Below are 19,614 nucleotides of genomic sequence, written 5' to 3'. Positions count from 1 at the left end.
CTTAAATTCGAGGTCGAGCGGGAAAGCCATTTGACTGTCTCCTTGTTCACCGCGGTTCGTGTGGAAGGCGGCGCTGCGGGTTATCGAAGTTGTGTTTTCCAGCAAGTTATCAACGTCGCTCGCTGCTTGCAACATTTGAAGCGCGCTCCCTGAATTTGGGATAAACGAGAAAAATGGTCACCCTGTCCGAAGTCGCGAAGCGCGCACATGTCACTGCCGCGACGGTCTCCAACGTGTTGCGCAACCGCGAGAAGGTGCGTCCGGAAACAGCGGAGCGCGTGCTGAAGGCCATCGAGGATCTCGGCTACCGGCCGAATCTGAACGCGCGCGCGTTGGCCGAGGGCCGCTCGTCGACACTCGCGTTGATGCTGTCGAATATCTCGAACCCGTTCTACCCCGAGTTCGTGCTGGCCGCCGAACGTGCGGCGCGCAAAGCCGGCCATTTCCTGATGGTCTGCAATACCGACGACGACGCCGAGATAGGCCGCGCGTATCTGAACCAGATCGCGGGCACGCTGGCGGACGGCGTGCTCGTCATGAACACGGACATCGCGATCAACGACTTGTGCGCGTCGGCCACGCATAGCGCGCCGATCCTGCTGGCGATGTGGGAGCACCCCGAGACGCCGCCCGCGCTGCCGTGCATTGCCGTGGATTTCGCGCGCGCCGGCGAACTCGCCGCGCAGCATTTGCTGGAACTGGGCCATCGCGAAGTCGGGCTGCTGGTCGGCGATGGTTGCGGCGGCTTGCAGGACGCGCGCTCCAATGGTTTTCGCGCGACGATGCGCGCCGCCGGCGTCGAAGCGGACACGGCCGCGGTACTGCAGGTGCGCGACTCGATCGACGCCGGCTACACCGCGTGCATGCAGTTGATGGCCGTGCGGCCGTTCGTCACCGCGATCTTCGCGACCAACGACCTGCTCGCGATCGGCGCGGCGCAGGCCTTGATCACGCTCGGGCGCGCGGTGCCCGACGACGTGTCGGTTATCGGCATCACCGACATTCAACTCGCGCATCAGGTGCACCCCGCGCTGACCACCGTCGCGATCCAAACGGCGCAGATCGCGGAGTTATCGATCAACAGTCTGATCCGCCTGATCCAGACGCCCGAGCGGCAACCGTCGATGGTGCTCGGCCCGCCGCCTCAACTCGTCGTGCGCGCGTCGACAGGACCGCGCCGCAGCCGCTGATTGCAACGCTCGTTGCAGCGCTCTTTGCAACGCTCTTTGCAACGCTCGCGCTCCAACGGCAAGCAACGCATTCAGCAGAAAATGCTGTAGCGGCTCGAAAAAAACCATACGCACACCGTGGGCCGCTTTTTGAGGCGATTCATTGATCGCGCGACACGCGTAGCATCGATCTATCGCATCGCCGTGCATGACCGCATGCATGCCGCCGCGCCGCCCGGCGCAATGGCGAAAAACGCACGCCCGATTCCGTCAAAAGGCCACCAAGGAGCAACGCAATGTCTCTCGCATTGACGCGCAATGAACTGATCCGTCCGCTGAATTTTATCGACGGCAAATGGATCGCCGCCGCGAACGGCGCGCGCTTTCCCGTCACGAATCCGGCGACGGGCGAGACGATCGTCGAGGTCGCGAACAGCAGTGCCGCGGATGCGCGCGCCGCCACCGACGCCGCCGCTCGCGCGCTGCCCGCATGGCGCGACACGCTGCCGCGCGAGCGCGCGGAGATTCTGCGCCGCTGGCATGCGCTGATCGTCGCGAACACCGAAGATCTCGCGAAGCTGATGTCGACGGAACAAGGCAAGCCGCTCGCGGAAAGCCGCGGCGAAGTCGCTTACGGCGCGTCGTACGTCGCGTGGTTCGCCGACGAAGCCACGCGCATCTACGGCGACATCATTCCGCAGCAGCAGCGCGGCAAGCGCATGAGCGCGGTGAAGGAGCCGATCGGCATCGTGGCCGCCATCACGCCGTGGAATTTCCCGCTCGCGATGATCGCGCGCAAGATCGCGCCCGCGCTCGCGGCCGGTTGCACGGTGATTGCCAAGCCCGCCGAAGACACGCCGCTGACCGCGCTTGCACTCGCCGCGCTCGCGCAGGAAGCCGGCGTGCCCGACGGCGTGCTGAACATGCTGTCGGCTTCGCGCGAACAAGGCATTGAAGCCGTGGCCGACTGGCTCGCCGATGCCCGCGTGCGCAAGATTACATTCACCGGTTCGACGCCGGTCGGCAAGCATCTTGCGCGCGAATCCGCGGCCACCTTGAAGAAGCTGTCGCTCGAATTGGGCGGCAACGCGCCCTTCATCGTATTCGACGATGCGGACCTCGACGCGGCCGTCGCGGGACTGATGGCCGCCAAGTTTCGCAACGGCGGACAGACCTGCGTATGCCCGAATCGCGTCTACGTGCAGGCCGGCGTTTATGAACGTTTCGCCGATCTGCTCGCCAAACGCGTTGGGGCGCTGAAGGTTGCGCCCGCAACGGACGCCGGCGCGCAAATCGGCCCGATGATCAACGAGCGCGCGATCGACAAAATCGCGCGTCACGTAGAAGATGCCGTAAAACAAGGGGCAAACGTGTTGACCGGCGGCAAGCGCCTCACGGAGCTCGGCCCGAATTACTATGCGCCCACCGTGCTGACCAACGCGCAGGACGACATGCTGGTGTGCTGCGAAGAGACCTTTGGACCGGTCGCGCCGCTGTTCCGCTTCAACGACGAAGCCGAAGCGATCCGTCTCGCGAACGATACGCCCTTCGGTCTTGCCGCTTACTTCTATACGCAGGACGTGCGGCGCATCAACCGCGTGGCCGCGCGGCTCGAAGCAGGCGTGATCGGCATCAACGAGGGCGCGGTGTCGAGCGAAGCCGCGCCGTTCGGCGGCGTGAAGGAATCGGGCTATGGCCGCGAAGGCTCGAAGTACGGACTCGACGATTATCTGTCGATCAAGTACTTGTGTCAGGGCGGCCTCGATTAACAAACGTCGCGTAATGCGTCAGCCGGTGGCCGACTGCGCGATACGCGTCTCGGAGATCGCGCGAACGTCGATGCGGCGCGGCAAGATCGCGTCGCGGTTCGCACTGTCGGCAACTTTCTGAAGCGCGGCGATATCCGCGTCGCTGACGAAATGCTGCTTGAGCGACGCGCGGCGCGTGATGGTTCTCGCCGCATCGAGCGGAGAGCGCGTCAGCGTTGCATAGATCTGCGCGTAGGCGTCCGGGTTCGCAAGCGCCCACTCGCCCGCGCGTTGCAGTCTCAACAGAACGTCCGCGATTGCCGCGCGCTTGCGTGTGTCGGCAAGCGACGCGCCCGATGCGGTGATAAAACCGAGTCCGCTATTGATGCCCGTGCCGTCGCGCAAGATGCGCGCGCCGCGTTGCACGGCGATGCCGTAGTACGGATCAAACGTTGCCCACGCTTCGATCGAGCCTGACGCGAACGCCGCGAAGCCATCCACCGGCAAGATGAAGCGCACGGTCACGTCGTCTTTCGACAAGCCTGCTTCGGCAAGCGCGCCGTATAGCTGGAATTGCGAAATGCTGCCGCGCGCCGACGAAACGAACACGGTACGCCCTTTCAGTTGCGCGACGCTGCGTATCGTCGAATCCGGCGCGATCAAGATGCCGAGTTGTGCGCCGGAGCCCACGCGCGTCGCTACGATTTTCAACGTCGGATCGCCGACCGCTGCGGCGAGCACGGGCAGATCGCCTGCGGGCGCGAGATCGACGGCGCCCGCGCGTTGCGCTTCGAAGAGCGGCGCCGCGCCCTGAAAATTAGCCCATCGATACGCATACGGCGCACCGTCGAGCATCTTGGCGGCCTCCACGAGCGCGCGCGTGCCGCCGGCCTGGTCGCCGAGTACGAGCGTGGTCGACGCGAGGTCCGCGGCCTGCGCAGAATGCGATTGAAAGAGGCTCGCCGCGGCGAATGCGGGCGCGGCGCCGAGCAGCCTGAGTGCGCGCCGCCGCGTTGAAAACGATGTGGGAACAGACACTGCGATAAGCCCTCGCGTTCGGTTGATGCGTCAGCGTACCGAGCCGCGAGAGCCAAGGGAATGAAGCGATTTTTATAACGTTATCTAGCGACGCTCTTTAGCGTCGACGGACGCACTGTGCGCGCCCATTGCGTTAATGATCGTCGTCGTCGCGCTCGGCTTCGCACACATGCTCATCGTGACCGCGCCCTTTGCCCGCCGCAGCGCCCGTCAGTTTTTGCGCGACGTAGGCCGGCAGTTCGCTCGCGTCCCATGCGAAGACGAAGAACTGATTCGGATTGGCAATGCCCGCCGGATGATTCGAATCGGTGACCGTGCCGATAAAGTCGTTGTCGTTAGCGATAAAAAGCGTGTGCTTCTTGACGCCGCCGACCACGACGTCCGGCCCGAATGCGAGTCCTTCGAGCTTCGCGGGAATGTCGTTCGCGTTGTAACCGTGCGCGGTCAGTTGCGCGACGACATCGAGGAACAGCGTTTTTTGCACCGCATACGGCGCGAGCCCGGCTTGCCCGCTCGTGTTGCTCACGTCCTGCGCGTTCGCCAGATCGATATGGAAAACACGCTTGAAAACAGCGGTCGAATTGTCGCCGAGACCTTTGCCGTCGCGTTCGTCCACCAGCAGTTCATGATCGTTCACGGCGACCACGTCGCTGATGGTCGGATACTTCGGTTTCGCTGTCGTGCCGATGTTCGTGAGCGGATACGCGAACTGTGTGGTTTTACCGCTGCGCACGTCGATCTTCACGATGCGCGTGAACGCGCCGTCCGTGCCGCCGTCCTGAATCAACGGGCTTTGCATCGCGCCGAACAGCGTCTTGCCGTCGGGCGAAATGGCGAGACCTTCCATGCCTTTGTTCGCGACGCGCCCCGTCGTGTTCTGCGCAATTTCATTGCTGCCGATCGGGCTCAGCGTGGACACCGCAAACGTGTCGGGCAGCTTGTAGGTGTCGATGCGCCGGCCACTGCGCCGATCGAAACGATAGACATACGGACCGTACTCATCGGAGATGAACACGCTCTCGCCGTCATTGCTCACGCGCACGCTTTCGGGATCGAAGCGCGCGTCGCGGTCGTTGGTGGACAGACGCGTGGGATCGAAATTATCCGAACGGCCCGTGAAGTAGTACGTGTGGTTACGGCTGCTGAGCGCGGGTGCGCCATCGGGCACACCCGCGGCGGCGCCCGTGCCATAGACCAGTTTGTCCGACGTATGCAGGAGCGTCGTGGCGATCAGCTTCGGCGTGAGCGAATACGGCAAGGCGGAGCCCGCTGCGTTGTGCTGCAGACGCAGGCGCAAGGTCTGGAAACGGTTGATGTACGACGCCGTGTCGTCGATGGCCGCGTTATACGACACCGCGTTCGGCCCGCGATCAGGCACCGCGACGAACGTATGGCAGCCCGCGTACGCAATGCCCGAACCGAGGCCGCCGAGCAGATTGCCCGCCACGCCGTTCTCCAGCGGCGCCGCCGTTTCCTTCGACAAGTCGCCGGTGAGGCCGCTCAGCTGACCGACCGCAATGAGGTCGACCGCGGCGTGTGCGGCCGTCGCGAATAGAAGCGACGAAGCGATTGCCGTCAGTGCAAACAGTCTTGAACGAGACACAATGTCATCCTTAATGGAATGCTTGTTGTAGACGTGTCTGGCGCCGGGCCTCATCCAGAAACTTGCCGGCATGGATGTTCGCAACATGAGAGGAATAGCCGGCGCGCAGCCGTTGGCCGAGGGATGGCCGTCGGCAATATTGCGCGACGTATGTGACGCAACGGTGACGCAGCAGTGACCGCATGTGTTGTATGTGCGTGCTGCAGTCCACATGCAAAACCGCCAGCAGGTCGCGATGAATGCCGCTTTCGGCTACCTGCGTTTCAGGCTTGCAACGAATCGGTCCGAAGCGAGCCGAAAAAACCGCCGCAAATTAACGGCAGCATTCACTTTCGGCTCACCTGGGTTAAATCCCTAAGTCTGGGTTTGAAGTCATGCCCATAGCCGACGAGCGCCATATTCCGCAGCGGCAACGATGACCTGCCGATGATGCAGTTCTGAGCCAAGTCGGTCAAATTTCCGCGGGCTGTCATTCGAAAGAAGGCGCTTGTCGGGCTACAAGTCCGATGGCTCCGTGAACCTGACGACGCTGGCCTACTCCTTGCCTTTACCTTTTTACGCAGCCGGCGACATGACACATGACCAGGTCGATGCCGTCGGGGGCTTCTCCGATACATGCCCGCCAACGGCACGGAGAAGAACAATCCGGCTGCGAAAGAAGAAAACAAGGAGTAGTGGAAGATGCACTCTTTCATTCGGATTCAAACGCGGTTGCAAACGCGGTTGCAGACGCGCTTGCGGTACGCAGTGCGCTTTGCGCAGCGCCTGATGGCGCTGCATGCCGAAGCGTTCTTCGACGCGATGTTCCCCGCTCTGGCTTGCCGCCAGCTCATCCCGCTGCGTGTCACGCAGCACCATCCTTTGCACACGAATCCCAGCGAGCCGCTTATGGCTCCTGCCCAGCCGCGCTCTCACGGGGCGTCCGCGCGCCATTTCCTGTAGCACCCTGTAGTCAAGCAGCACGCAGTACCCACCGTCGTCATCCGATGACAATTAAGTTAGCCATCCTAAGGGAGATAAACCATGAAATCCATCATCAACAGCACGAAAGCATTCATTCGCGACGAAGACGGCGTGACCGCCATCGAGTACGGCCTGATGGCCGCCCTGATTGCAACGGCAATTCTCGCCGGCTACACCACGCTCGCCAATGCAGTCAGCGCCAAGTTCACCGCAATCGCGGGGAAGCTGGCTTAACCCCGAGCGATGCGACAGACGACTTGGGCCTGCCTGCCCGTCTGTCGCATCACGGCTTTTTGCAACACGCTGCAGCGCTCAACACGCCGTGGCAAGTTCAAATGGAGAGTAATGATGCAATCGTTCATCAACAGCACTGGTGCATTCATTCGCGATGAAGACGGCGTGACTGCCATCGAGTATGGCCTGATGGCCGCACTGATCGCGACGGCAATCCTCGCAGGGTACTCGACCCTCGCGACGGCGGTCAGCGACAAATTCACTGCTATCGCCGGGCACGTGACATCAGGAACCTGAGAGGAACGGCGGGCGAACCGCCACGCTGGTTCGCCCGCCGCATCCGCGCTTGTCCTGACCGCTGCCCACACCAACGAGGCCTTGTCATGTTCATTGCCGCAACTGCACCACTACCGCCGATCATTCCGTGCGTCATTGCACTGGTGATCGCTGCCGCAAGCACAGACATCCAGTGCCGCCGCATTCCCAACGTACTCGTCGGCGCCGGTCTGCTCGGCGCGCTGCTTGTGCAGTGCTGGCTGCAAGGATTCGCGGGCGGCGTTGTGGCATGGCTCGCGGGCGCTGTCGTCGGACTGCTTCTGTTCCTGCCGCTCTATCTGCTGCGCGGAATGGCTGCGGGAGACGTCAAGCTGCTCGCGATGGTAGGCGCATGGATCGGACCCCTACTGGTTTTTGAGGCCGCACTGGCGACATGTCTGATTGGTGGCGTGTGGCTGCTGGCACTGACTGCGCGACGCCGGCAGTTCAGGAAGGCGCTGGGCAACGTGTTGAGCCTGGTCCATCCGGCGATGCGCGGCGGCGGTGCCGCTTCGATCGAGTCGGTCGGATCCGTGCCGTACGGAGTCGCGATTGCGACAGGAACCGTAGTCGTGCTGCTCGCGACGGCGGCACAGCTATAGAACGAAACGTAGAACAAAACGCACAACGAAAGTAAGCCGGCCACATGCGATCCGGCTATCAGAATCACATACCGTGCCGCACCGAAATCGGTGGCGCCGCACCCGGGGAGCGACAGATGGACCAGCACAGCACACAGCAGTCCAAGGCAGGGGGCACGACATGCCTCGATGATTCTGCCGTAACGGGCGCCGACCGGGCGCAAACGCCGGCACTTCAGCTACGCGCGCCGCGCACTGTCGCGGACACCGGCCTGCCCGCGCTTTTCATCGCGCATCTGCTACTCAAATCGATTCTGCAGAACGGCAAATCGTCGCTGGGCGATCTCATCGCGAGACACTGTCTGACGGCCGCGGTACTCGACGAAACGATTGGCTTTCTCGTGCGCGAGCATCTCGTCGAGATCGCGCATCGCGGCGCGGCCGATGTCGATATGCATGTGCGCCTCACCGAAGGCGGCCGCGAGCTCGCCGCTCACGAAGCGCGCCGCTCGACGTATTGCGGCCCCGCACCGGTCTCGCTTGAAGCGTATATGAGCGTGATCGGCGCGTACTCGGTGAAGCGCATCCACGTCGCGCAATCGGACGCGCGCGCGGCCTTCGCAGACTTCATCGGCGATATGTCGCTGCTCGATTCGGCAGTGGCCGCGTTGAATGCCGGGCGACCCGTCATGCTGTACGGCCCGGCGGGCAGCGGCAAAACCTATCTCGCCGAACGCCTCGGCAGCTTGCTGCGAGGCGCGGTGCCCGTGCCTTACGCGCTTTATGTCGCCGGCGACGTGATCCAGTTGCACGACCCGCTGATTCACAAGGACGCGGAACCCGGCGCGCTGCCCGCCGTGACGGATCGACGCTGGCGCGTGTGTGAACGGCCGATGGTTATGTCCGGCGGCGAACTGACCTTGGCGATGCTCGATCTTCAGTACAACGCCAACAGCGGCTTCTATCAGGCGCCGCCGCATATGAAGGCCAACATGGGCCTCTATGTCGTCGACGACCTCGGCCGTCAGCGCGTCGCGCCAGGCGAACTGCTCAACCGCTGGATCACGCCGCTCGACCGCGGCGTCGATCAGTTCGCGCTGCAATCCGGCGCGCGCTTCGTGAGCGCATTCGACGTGTGGCCCGTCTTCTCGACCAACCTCACGCCCGCCGAACTGAACGACAACGCGTTCCTGCGCAGGCTCGGCTCGAAGATCCATATCGGCGCGCTCAGCGCTGAAGACTACCGGCGCCTCTTCGAAACGCAATGCGCGGCGCTCGGCATCGAGATCGCGCCCGGCGCATTCGAGTATCTGCTGCATCAATTGCATCTGCGCAATCGCACGCCGTTTCTCGCGTGTTATCCGGCGGACCTGCTCGGCGTACTGCGCTCGTTCGCGCTGTATCACGGCGGCGTGCCGGCCGTCACCGAGTATCAGCTGACGCATGCATGGCACAGCTACTTCGGCAGCGCGCCGGAGCTTGACCAGACGTATTCCTCACACAGCGGGCAATCCGACAAACGATTTGCCGGCGCTTGATCCGCAGCCGCCTAGCACCTGAAAGGAGTTTCACCATGAAAACCAGTCGCGCAATTGTGATGTTAGGGATGGCCTTGCTCGCGGGGCTCGCCGCTGTCGGCTTCGCGTCGCGATGGCTGTTGCAGACGTCGTCGTCGGCTCTGACGCCCGTTGCCGTCGCGACCGCCGAGGTGAGCCTCGGCCAGCCGCTCAATTCGACCATGATCCGCACGGTGAACTGGCCCACCGCGAGCGTGCCGCCCGGCGCGTTCAAGGACCCGAAGGCGCTGGATGGACGCGTCGTGCGCGCGAGCCTCGAACCGGGCGAACCGGTGATCGAGTCGAAGCTCGCACCGCAAGGCACGAAGGGCGGGCTGTCGGCGGTTATCGGCGAAGGCAAGCGCGCGATCACGGTACGCGTGAACGATGTTGTCGGCGTGGCGGGTTTTGCGCTGCCGGGCAACTACGTCGACGTGATCGTCAACACTCAGGAACCCGAAGCAAAGACGGCCGATCCGCAGCAAAGCATTTCGAAGATCGTCCTCGAAAAGATTCTTGTGCTCGCCGTTGCACAGCAAGTCAGCCGCGACGACACGCAGCCGAAAGTGGTCAACGCGGTCACGCTCGAAGTCACGCCGGACCAGGCGGAGAAGCTCGACCTCGCGCGCAGCGTCGGCAGCCTGTCGCTCGTGCTGCGCAATCAGATCGACGACCGCGCATTGCCCACCGGCGGCGCGACCAAGTTCACGCTGCTCGGCAAGCCCGCTGCACCGGCATCGGCACCGGTTGTCGCGGCGGCGCCCACACGCGTGAAATACACGGCGCGGCCGGCGCCGAAGCGCGACTGCGTCGGCGTACTGTCGGGCACGCAAGGTAGTCAGGAATGCTTTTAATTACACACACCATCACGCGATGCCGCAGCGTCTGACGCACGACGGTTCGCTCGCAGCGGGCTACGGGGAGACACGGAAATGAAATCGAATCGGATAAAGATCAAGCAGGGTAGCGCGATGCGCACGGCGTTGCTGACCACAACGGTATGCGCATCCCTGCTCGCCGCGCACGGCGTGCGGGCACAGGAAGCGGTAGAGAACGCGAGGGCCGGCGCGGCGCCCATGCCGCACGGTCCCGTGCAAATGACCATCAGCATGAACGCGGCCCCGACTCAGCCCTCGAGCGCCATGCAAAACGCCGCCGCGCGCGGCCCGGCATGCACGCGCACGCAGAGCGAACAGAGCACGGTGGTGGTCCCCGTCGGCAAGTCCACGCTGATGCAAACCGCCGAACCCGTGCGCAACCGCACGCTCGGCAATCCGCTGATTGCGCAGGCAACCATGGTCTCGCCGAAAACACTCTACGTGGTCGGAATGGCCGTGGGCACCACCAACATGATCGTGCAAGGCAAGAGCGGCGCGTGCGAAGTCATCAACGTGGTGGTGAACGCGGACGCCGGCGGCCTGCAAACTTCGTTATCGCAACTGATGCCCGATGAGCCGAACATCCGAGTGTCGACGGTCGCCGGCGATCTCGTGCTGGCCGGCCGTGTATCGAGCGCGCAGGCCGCGGCCCAGGCGCAGGAAATCGCCAAGGCGTATGCGCGCACCACACTGCCAAACCCGAACGGCGCTGCAAACGGAAACGGCAACGGCAAAAGCGCGACCGTGCTGAACATGATGAGCGTCGACTCGCCGCAACAGGTGATGCTCGAAGTGAAGGTCGCCGAAGTCTCGAAGACGGTCCTCAACCAGTTGGGCGCGGCGATGAACATCCAGGGCGGCTTCGGCTCGTGGAGCGGCGCGCTCATCAGCAGCCTGCTCGCGGGCGTGTCGAGCATCGTTGATGTGAACAAGGCGAACAACCGGCCGTTCAATGTCGCGATAGACGCCCAGCACGGCGACAACCTCGTGAAGATTCTCGCCGAGCCGAATCTGGTCACGCTGAGCGGACAGGAAGCGACGTTCCTCGCGGGCGGCAAGGTGTTCATTCCGATTCCGCAGAGCAACCTGAACGGCGTGTCGACCATCATCCTGCAGGAAGAGGAATTCGGCGTCGGCCTGAAGTTCACGCCGACCGTGCTCGCGGGCGGCCGCATCAACCTGAAGGTCGCGCCCGAAGTGTCGGAGCTGTCGTCGACCGGCGTCACGGTCGGCGCGACGAATACCAACAACCTCACGGTGCTGCCGCTCATCACCACGCGCCGCGCATCGACCACGGTGCAGATGAACGACGGCGAGACCTTCGCGATCGGCGGCCTCATCAAGAGCAACGCGGCGGGCACGCTGAAGGCGATACCGGGTGTCGGCGAAGTGCCGGTGCTGGGCGCGCTCTTCAGAAGCACGTCGTATCAGCAGGACCGCACGGAGCTCGTGTTCATCATCACGCCGCATCTGGTGAAGCCGCTGCAAACGGCGACGAATCTGCCGCTGCCCACGGACCATTTGAAGACGCCTAACGAAGCCGACGTCTATCTGATGGGCAACATGGAAGGCCGCGATCCGGCCGGCAGCAAAAAGCCCGCGCCGCCGATGCCTGCCCCGGCGCCCTCGCCCGCAATGGCTCCCGCACCGTCGCTACCGCAGGCTCCGGCCACGCCGAGCGCTGCTGAACCGCCCGTCTCCGCGATGGTGCCGACGCCCGCTGCAAGCGCCGCGCCGCTGCCCGAGCCGCGGGCCGTCACGCCCGCGGATACGGGCAAGCCCACCGATAACGCCACCGCTCGCGCCGCACAAATAGAAGCACGAGCCGCGCAGATCGCCGCACGCGAAGCGCCGCCATCCGACAAACCGCGCTCGCCGTCCGCACGCGCTCACAACTAATGCACTCCTCGGGAGAACGTCATGACCAATCGCATCCTCTTCTTTTCGCGCTGGACTGCACTGCTCGTGCCGGCGTGCCTCGCGCTCAACGGCTGCATGTCGACGACGCCGAACTTCGACCGGCACTTCGGCGAATCCGTGAAGAGCTTCACGGCGGCGCAGATCATCGATCCGGACGCGGCGACCAAGAATCCGTCGACGCAGGGTGTCGACGGTAAAGCCGCCGTCGGCGCCATGTCGAACTACAACGCGTCGTTCAAGGCGCCGCCCGCAACCGCTAACGCCTTCGTGATCGGCGTGGGCGGCAGCGGAGCCGGCGGCGCGGGCGGAGGCGCGGCGATGCCTGCGCCTGCGAACGGCGAATAGCCAACGTGGGCGACGCGACGGCGCGAGCCGTCGCAAGACCAACCCCGCAACGATTCCGCGGATGACAACATCATGATCAATATCCTCATCAACTCCGAGCACGCGGGCCGAATGTCCGAGATCGTTCGGCTCCTGACGGACTGCGGCAATTGCACGACGACTCGCACGCAAGGCGCGCCTTCCGCGCTGCTCGAGCGGGGCGACAGTCTCGATGCGTTCGATGTCCTGATCATCGACGCGTCGTCGCCCGAACGCGCCGGGCTCGATTCGGTCAACGCGCTCGTGCATCGCTATCCGCGCCTGACGTGTTTGCTGCTGTTGCCGCAGACGTCGCCCGACACGCTGATCGCCGCGATGCGCGCCGGCATCCGCGACGTGCTGAACTGGCCGCTCGACGCACGCGCGCTCGGCGCCGCCGTGCAGCGCGCGATGGCTCCGCATGCCGGCGACGCACGCCACGAAACGCATATGGTGTCGTTCATTTCGTGCAAGGGCGGCGCTGGCACGAGCCTGATCGCGGCCAACGTCGGCCACGCGATCGCGACGCTGCACGGCAAGCGCGTGCTGCTCGTCGATCTGAACCCGATGTTCGCGGACGCCGCGTTTCTCGTCAGCGATCAGGAACCGCCGTCAACGTTGCCGCAGATGTGCGCGCAGATCGAGCGCATCGACGCCGCGTTTCTCGATGCATCGCTCACGCACGTCACATCGGGTTTTCATGTGCTCGCGGGCGCGGGCGATCCGTTGAAGGCGCTCGAGATTCATGAAGAGCAACTGGAATGGATTCTCGGCGTCGCGGCGCCGCGCTACGACGTCGTGCTGTTCGATCTGGGGCAAAGCATCAATGCATTGTCGATCGTCGCGCTCGATCGCAGCGCGGAGATTCACATGGTGCTGCAGGCGAGCATGCCGTATGTGCGCGCGGCGCGCCGTCTGCAGGACATGCTGGTGTCGCTCGCCTATTCGCCGGAACGGCTGCGTCTCTTGCTGAACCGGCATCGCCGTCACGACGAGCGGGCCGCGAGCGCGCTCGAACAGGTGCTCGGCAAGCGCCCTTCGCATGTGATCGCCGACGACCCGCACGCGGCGAGCGAAGCCGTGAATCTCGGCGAACCGTTGTTGAAGGTCGCGCGCAACAGCGCGCTCTCGCGCGGCGTGCAAGCGCTCGCGCAAAGCATCGTCAATCAGTCGACGGGCGTCGTGCCGCGGAAGAAACAGGGCGAGCCACTGCTCGGCCGGCTATTCGGCCGCTCGGCCACGCAGCGCCAGTCGGCGGCGTCATAACGTCAGCGAGGAGAATTTCATGTCACTACGCGAACAGATGTCGTCACAGGCGGTGCATGCGCTGCCCGAACGCCAGCCAGGCATGCGCGCGCCGTCAGGTCTCGCGCGCGCCGCCTACCAGACGCTCAAGCGCAAGGTTCACGAGGCCGTGCTCGACCGCGTCGAACTCGAACGTCTCGCGCGGCTGCCCGCCGAACAGGTTCGCCAGGAAATCGGCGGGCTGATCGCGCGCATCCTCGAAGAAGACAAGGCGCCCGTCAACGATCTCGAACGCCGGCAGTTGACCACCGACATTCACGACGAGATGTTCGGCTTCGGTCCGCTCGAGGCGCTGCTGCGCGACCCGACCGTGTCGGACATTCTCGTCAACACGCACCGCACGACTTACGTCGAACGGCGCGGCCGTCTCGAGTTGACGGACGTGACCTTTTACGACGACGCGCATCTGATGAAGGTGATCGAGAAGATCGTCTCGCGCGTCGGACGGCGCATCGACGAGTCGAGTCCGATGGTCGATGCGCGGCTGCCCGACGGCTCGCGCGTCAATGCGATCATTCCGCCCTCCGCCGTGGATGGACCGCTGATGTCGATCCGGCGTTTCGCCGTGAATCCGCTGCAAATGAGCGACCTGGTCGCGTCGCAAAGCCTCACGCCGCCGATGGCCGAACTGCTCGACGCGCTCACGCGCGCGAAGGTCAACGTGCTCGTTTCGGGCGGCACAGGCAGCGGCAAGACCACGTTGCTGAACATCCTGTCGGGTTTCATTCCCGAGGGCGAGCGCGTCGTGACCATCGAGGACGCGGCCGAACTGCAATTGCGCCAGCACCATGTACTGCGCCTCGAAACGCGGCCGCCGAATGTCGAAGGACGCGGCGAAGTCACGCAACGCACGCTTGTGCGCAACGCGCTACGGATGCGCCCCGATCGCATCATCCTCGGCGAAGTGCGCGGCGCCGAAGCTCTCGACATGCTCAACGCGATGAACACCGGCCACGAAGGCTCGCTCGCGACGATTCACGCGAACACGCCGCGCGACGCGTTGACGCGCCTTGAAAACATGATCAGCCTCGCCGGCCTGTCGTTGCCGCCGAAGAACCTGCGCCAGCAGATTTCGTCGGCGATCTCGGTGGTCGTGCAGGTCGCCCGCCTGACTGACGGACGCCGCAAGGTCGTCAGCATTCAGGAATTGACCGGCATGGAAGGCGAGATGGTGAACATGCAGGAGATCTTCACGTTCAAGCGAACCGGCGTCGATCAGAACGGCGCGGTGCGCGGCCACTTCTGCGCGACCGGCGTGAGACCGAAATTCACGGAGCGGCTGCAGGCGTTCGGCATCGTGCTGCCCGATCAGCTATACGACCCGAACCGGCACTTCGACACCGCATGACGCCGGCCGCCGGCGGCACGCCGCTCACTTTTCCGAGGCTTCCATGAATCCGATCTTCTACGCCTTCGCTTTCCTGCTGTTCATTGCCGTGGTCCTCGGGATCGAGGGGATTTATCAGTGGTGGAACAGTCATCACGGGCCCGCCGCGCGACGCCTCGATCAGCGCATTCGCGCGCTGTCGGCCGGCGCGCATGCGAACGGCGAGCGCCTCTCCATCCTCAAGGAGCGCATGCTGAGCAACTCGGCGTCGGTCCATGCGCTGATGATGCGCGTGCCGCGCATCCATCTGCTCGATCGCATCATTCTTCAGTCCGGCTCGAGCCTCACGATGGGCCGGCTCGCGACGCATAGCGTGGTGGCGCTTGTGCTCGTTCTGCTCGCAGCGAACTTCTCGCCGGTGCAGGTGCCGACGCTCGTGACCGTGCTCGCCGCCGTTGCGGCTCTCGCCTTTCCGACGCTGCGCATGCTGCGCGCTCGCCGCAAACGTCTGCGGGTTCTCGAACGCCAGTTGCCCGAAGCCGCCGACATGATCAGCCGCGCACTGCGAGCCGGGCATTCGTTCTCAAGCGCGCTCGGCATGCTCGGCAGCGAGTTCGCGGAGCCGATGGCCGGCGAGTTTCGCATCGTCTTCGACGAGATCAATTACGGCGTCACCCTCAATGAAGCGCTCCTGAATCTGGCGACGCGCGTGCCGGTAGGCGACCTGCGCTACTTCGTGATCGCGGTGCTGATCCAGCGCGAAACCGGCGGCAACCTTGCGGAGATTCTGGACAGCATCGCGTCGCTGGTGCGCGCGCGTCTGCAGTTGTTCGACAAGGTGCGGGTCCTGTCCGCCGAGGGACGTCTGTCCGGGTGGATTCTCGCGCTGTTGCCGTTTGCATCCGCTGGCGCCATGCAGGTGGTGAACCCGACTTTCTTTTCGGTGCTGTGGGAAGACCCGGCCGGGCTTCAGATCATCGAAATGATGCTTGTCTCAATGGTGTTGGGAATCCTGTGGATGCGGCGCATCGTGCAGATCCGCGTGTGAACGCGGGCCCTTTGCGCATCAACGAACCGGAGAACCGTAATGGAAGCGTTCTATTCAACAAACATGCTGTTGCTTGCGGGTCTGTTTGCAGCGGCATTCTGCAGCGTCGTCGCGCTGATGTGGTGGTTGATGCCACGCGACATGCAGCGGCGCATCGAACAGGCGGGCGGCGTGTCGCTCTCACCGGAAGCGCGGCCTTCGGCCGTGTCGGGATGGGCCGAGAGAATCGCCGACATTTCGCGTCCGATCTCGCAGTTGTCGATTCCGAAGGAAGGCTGGGAAGACTCGCCGCTGCGGCTGCGTTTGATGAATGCGGGCTGGCGTTCGTCGACGGCGGCCGGGCTCTATTTCGCGGCGAAAACCGCGCTTGCGCTGCTGCTGCCTTTGCTCGGCCTCGTCGCGTTGACGCACATGCCGTCGATCAACACAGAGTACACGGTTATCGCGCTGATTCTCGCGCTGCTTGCCGCGTTCGGCTACTACGTGCCCAACGCCGTGCTCGCACGCTGCCGCGCGCGGCGTCAGCGCAGGATTGTCGAAAGCTTTCCGGATGCGCTCGATCTGCTGACCGTCTGCGTCGAAGCGGGCCTCGGCATGGACGCCGCGCTGATGCGCGTGGCCGACGAAATGACGCTCGCCAGTCCTGAAGTCGCAAACGAACTGCAATTGATGCTGCTCGAACTGCGCTCGGGCTTCACGAAGGAAAAGGCGCTGCGCAACTTCGCGTTGCGCACGGGCGCCGAGGACATCGACACGTTTGCGTCGATGCTGGTGCAGGCGGAACGCTTCGGCACGAGCATCGGCGCTTCGCTGCGCGTGATGTCGGACACGCTGCGCACGCGCCGCAGAATGCGCGCGGAAGAACGCGCCGCGAAGATCGCATTGAAGCTGCTGTTTCCGCTGATCTTCTGCATCTTTCCGGCATTGATGACGGTGCTGATCGGACCGGCCTTCATTCACATCTACCGCGTGCTGTTGCCGACGATGGGAAGCTGATGGTCAGCGGTATTGAGGCATAGAACGCGGCGCTCACCAATCGGATGACCGAACGAGCAGCGCCCAGAGGGGAATATAAATGAGCCACACAACGAGACCGTTCGCTGCGCATGCCGCATCGAAAAGTTCGGCTGCATCACGTCATGCGCCTGCGCTGCACGCGTCGGGCCGGCGACGATCGCGCCGTCAGGCAGGCGTGGCGGCAGTGGAATTCGCGTTGATCCTGCCGCTGTTGCTGCTGCTCATTTTCGGAACCGTCGAACTGGGGATTGCGCTTTACGACAAGGCGGTGATTACGAATGCCAGTCGTGAAGGAGCCCGTGCGGGGATTGTGCTCAAGAGCCCGAAGCCCACCAGCGCGGACATTAAAAACGTCGTCCAGAACTACACGTCTTCCTTCTTGGTGACATTCGGAACGGCCAACACACCGACAGTCACGCAGACAGGTCAGGGCGGCGCCTTTGGCACTCCGCTCTCCGTCACGGTTTCCTATCAGTATGCCGGGCTCGGACTGGGCGCAATGCTATCCGCGGTGACGGGGCCGATCACGCTGACCGCCACCACGGTCATGAACAACGAATAAGGGGACTGTCATGCGCACGGGAAAAAGCAGACGGAAACAGGAAGGGGCAGTGGCCGTCACTGTCGCGCTTTGCATGCTATTCCTGTTGGGGATTGCAGCTCTTGCCATCGACATCGGCAATCTGCTGGTTGCACGCAGCCAGCTTCAGAATGCGGCTGACGCCGCGGCGATGGCCGGCGCCGGATGCCTGATGCGGCGCACGGAATGCGGGAACACCACTGCCACGCAGCCGGATTGGATCACGGCATCCGCAAAGGCGTCGTCGTTTTCGACGTCGACCGCGACAAACCAGGTGCAAGCTGACTACGTAAAAGCCAGTACGGTAGCGACCGGCTACTGGAACGCCACGGGGACGCCATACGGTCTCGAGTCGCTGCCGTTCACACCCGGCGCGTCCGACTTGCCGGCGGTCCAGGTGACCATTCACAAAGATGGCTCGAACGCGAACGGAGCAGTGCCGGTGTTTTTCGGCAGCGTGCTTGGCGTCCAGATTCTGAAAGCCAGTGCGGTGGCGACGGCGGTGCTTTCCACGCCCGGTAATGTGGGCCCTGGCGGATTGTTTCCGTTGGCCATGTCCAAGTGCCTATATGACAACTACTGGAACGCGGCCACCAGTTCCCCGAAGTTGTCGCCGAACAATAATACGTTGCCTGGGACAAGCGTTGCACAACAACAGGGCCAACCTTACTTCTTTCAGATCGGATCGAGTTACCACTACGGCGCCTGTGAGTCGGGACAGTGGACCACGTTTAATGTCAATGACAACAGTGCTAGCTATGCCAGAGGACTCTTGATGAGTGGCAACAGTACGACTTTCTCCATTGGGGCTTCACCGGGTACGTGGATCCAGACCGGCACGGAAAATACGCTCTTTAAGGGCGCGGGCGACTGTAGTGCCGCCGGCAATGGGCAGTGCGCGTGGGCGACCGTGGCGGTGGTGAACGATCCGGCGACCAGCGGATTTCAGCCCGTCGTGGCGTTCGCCTGCGTGCACATTCTGGATGCGAAGAATGGCTCGAGTCCCTACGTTCTCGTGCAGATGTCGAACGACATGAGCCATTGCCGCACGCCCAACTCGGGAGGAGTGGGACCGAATTACGGCGCCTACACTCCCCCAAGGCTGGTGCAGTAGGAGTGACACGTTTGCAGCGAACCCACCTGCCGGGAACGTTCGCTGCGGAGATCAATCAGGAACCCGCGTTCGCGACGGCGCAAGCCGTCCGCGAACGCCAGGCGCCAGTCACTTTTTTCAACGCTTCATGTAAGGCTTTCACGGGCGCTTTGGCGTGTCACTAACGGCAGGAGTATCGATATGCAAAACGCGGAACAGAATCCCACCCAGAAGCAGCAGAACGAGATGGCCGCAAAAAGTCCGGCGCGGACGCCCGCCACCGGCACGGCTTCTCCCGACGCCCGCACCCAGGCGAAGGAGTTCGGCAGCACGAGCAACGCCGGCGCGGCCGAGCCGACGGGACGCACGAACAACGCGGCGAATCTGCCGCCCATCGATCTCGATGCAATCACCACCGATTCTCCCGATCCGGTGCAACGCGCGAAGAGCCGCACGGTTTCCGTCGACGCCGCGAACACCGCTTCGACCGACAACACGGTCGACACCGACGGCAAGAGTCTCGAAGCCGCCAAAGAACAGTCGTCGTGGCACGACAACGTGATTTCATCGAACGCGACGCTCGAGAACAATGTGCCGGCACCGGCGGCTGGACTGGGCGGCATCGACAGCCGACCCGGCGGCAATTTTCCTCTCGTCGCGCCGCGCGACGGCTGGCGCGTCAGCTATCACGGCACGGTGTATATCGAGCGAAGAAACGGCTCGTTGGCGGAGCACGTCATTCAGTTCGACTCAACGGGCGCGATCGACGATACCGCCAGGTAAGCGCACGACTCACGCCCCGCCCCAAGGCATGCCCCTTGCGCAACTCCTTCGCCGGACACATGGAACCCTTTCCCGCATGGAAGGAAAACCTGT

Annotated in this window: 18 protein-coding genes; 16 read left to right on the top strand and 2 right to left on the bottom strand. The window is 63.6% G+C overall.

Annotated elements, in window-relative coordinates; all coding sequences use genetic code 11:
• Window positions 1–173: 173 nt before the first annotated feature.
• Both AB6809_RS13955 and AB6809_RS13950 read left to right on the top strand, forming a co-directional pair.
• Entirely contained in the window at window positions 174–1,190 is a 1,017-nt protein-coding gene (locus tag AB6809_RS13955; protein WP_029966573.1) for a LacI family DNA-binding transcriptional regulator, read from the top strand.
• Between the two features lie 275 nt (window positions 1,191–1,465).
• Window positions 1,466–2,938 (top strand): NAD-dependent succinate-semialdehyde dehydrogenase, encoded by a 1,473-nt coding sequence (locus AB6809_RS13950; protein ID WP_029966575.1) that lies wholly within the window; start codon window positions 1,466–1,468, stop codon window positions 2,936–2,938.
• Window positions 2,939–2,956: 18 nt separating this feature from the next.
• On the opposite strand, the gene AB6809_RS13945 is transcribed toward AB6809_RS13950, so the two are convergent.
• Together AB6809_RS13945 and AB6809_RS13940 are read right to left on the bottom strand one after the other, a co-directional pair.
• The gene (locus AB6809_RS13945) at window positions 2,957–3,961 is read right to left on the bottom strand and encodes an ABC transporter substrate-binding protein (protein ID WP_035569488.1); all 1,005 of its coding nucleotides are present in this window, start codon (window positions 3,959–3,961) and stop codon (window positions 2,957–2,959) included.
• A gap of 127 nt (window positions 3,962–4,088) precedes the next feature.
• A complete protein-coding gene (locus tag AB6809_RS13940) occupies window positions 4,089–5,558 on the bottom strand; it encodes an esterase-like activity of phytase family protein (protein WP_035569560.1) in 1,470 nt (489 codons plus the stop codon).
• Window positions 5,559–6,581: 1,023 nt separating this feature from the next.
• Here AB6809_RS13940 and AB6809_RS13935 point away from each other — a divergent pair.
• The 14 genes from AB6809_RS13935 to AB6809_RS13870 all read left to right on the top strand — a co-directional run bounded on the left by AB6809_RS13935 (window position 6,582) and on the right by AB6809_RS13870 (window position 19,521).
• Window positions 6,582–6,755, top strand: a complete 174-nt coding sequence (locus AB6809_RS13935) for a Flp family type IVb pilin (protein WP_006049101.1) — start codon at window positions 6,582–6,584, stop codon at window positions 6,753–6,755.
• Between the two features lie 114 nt (window positions 6,756–6,869).
• Window positions 6,870–7,052: a Flp family type IVb pilin gene (locus AB6809_RS13930; protein WP_006049100.1), complete on the top strand. Its 183-nt coding sequence runs from the start codon at window positions 6,870–6,872 to the stop codon at window positions 7,050–7,052.
• 86 nt (window positions 7,053–7,138) lie between these two features.
• The gene (locus AB6809_RS13925) at window positions 7,139–7,672 is read left to right on the top strand and encodes a prepilin peptidase (RefSeq protein WP_035569490.1); all 534 of its coding nucleotides are present in this window, start codon (window positions 7,139–7,141) and stop codon (window positions 7,670–7,672) included.
• A 116-nt stretch (window positions 7,673–7,788) separates the two neighbouring features.
• On the top strand, window positions 7,789–9,189 hold the full coding sequence (locus AB6809_RS13920) for an ATP-binding protein (protein WP_371026842.1): 1,401 nt from the start codon (window positions 7,789–7,791) through the stop codon (window positions 9,187–9,189).
• A gap of 35 nt (window positions 9,190–9,224) precedes the next feature.
• Entirely contained in the window at window positions 9,225–10,061 is an 837-nt protein-coding gene (gene cpaB, locus AB6809_RS13915; RefSeq protein WP_006049097.1) for a Flp pilus assembly protein CpaB, read from the top strand.
• A 78-nt stretch (window positions 10,062–10,139) separates the two neighbouring features.
• On the top strand, window positions 10,140–11,984 hold the full coding sequence (locus AB6809_RS13910) for a pilus assembly protein N-terminal domain-containing protein (protein ID WP_029966584.1): 1,845 nt from the start codon (window positions 10,140–10,142) through the stop codon (window positions 11,982–11,984).
• A gap of 21 nt (window positions 11,985–12,005) precedes the next feature.
• The gene (locus AB6809_RS13905) at window positions 12,006–12,350 is read left to right on the top strand and encodes a hypothetical protein (RefSeq protein ID WP_029966585.1); all 345 of its coding nucleotides are present in this window, start codon (window positions 12,006–12,008) and stop codon (window positions 12,348–12,350) included.
• 72 nt (window positions 12,351–12,422) lie between these two features.
• Window positions 12,423–13,634, top strand: coding sequence for a CpaE family protein (locus AB6809_RS13900; RefSeq protein WP_371026841.1), 1,212 nt, complete (start codon window positions 12,423–12,425; stop codon window positions 13,632–13,634).
• 19 nt (window positions 13,635–13,653) lie between these two features.
• Window positions 13,654–15,021 carry a CpaF family protein gene (locus AB6809_RS13895; RefSeq protein ID WP_006049093.1) on the top strand — a complete coding sequence of 456 codons (1,368 nt, stop codon included), beginning with the start codon at window positions 13,654–13,656 and terminating at the stop codon, window positions 15,019–15,021.
• Window positions 15,022–15,064: 43 nt separating this feature from the next.
• Window positions 15,065–16,048, top strand: coding sequence for a type II secretion system F family protein (locus AB6809_RS13890; RefSeq protein ID WP_029966587.1), 984 nt, complete (start codon window positions 15,065–15,067; stop codon window positions 16,046–16,048).
• A gap of 39 nt (window positions 16,049–16,087) precedes the next feature.
• A complete protein-coding gene (locus tag AB6809_RS13885) occupies window positions 16,088–17,044 on the top strand; it encodes a type II secretion system F family protein (RefSeq protein WP_029966589.1) in 957 nt (318 codons plus the stop codon).
• 79 nt (window positions 17,045–17,123) lie between these two features.
• On the top strand, window positions 17,124–17,627 hold the full coding sequence (locus AB6809_RS13880; RefSeq protein WP_029966591.1) for a TadE/TadG family type IV pilus assembly protein: 504 nt from the start codon (window positions 17,124–17,126) through the stop codon (window positions 17,625–17,627).
• A 49-nt stretch (window positions 17,628–17,676) separates the two neighbouring features.
• On the top strand, window positions 17,677–18,759 hold the full coding sequence (locus AB6809_RS13875; RefSeq protein ID WP_371026840.1) for a TadG family pilus assembly protein: 1,083 nt from the start codon (window positions 17,677–17,679) through the stop codon (window positions 18,757–18,759).
• Window positions 18,760–18,939: 180 nt separating this feature from the next.
• On the top strand, window positions 18,940–19,521 hold the full coding sequence (locus AB6809_RS13870) for a DUF3005 domain-containing protein (protein WP_029966595.1): 582 nt from the start codon (window positions 18,940–18,942) through the stop codon (window positions 19,519–19,521).
• Window positions 19,522–19,614: the final 93 nt, after the last annotated feature.

The organism is Paraburkholderia sp. RCC_158 (genome assembly GCF_041355255.1).
GTDB lineage: Bacteria > Pseudomonadota > Gammaproteobacteria > Burkholderiales > Burkholderiaceae > Paraburkholderia > Paraburkholderia graminis.
Note: the sequence above shows the minus strand (reverse complement) of the source record. Positions and strands in the feature narration are given on the sequence as shown.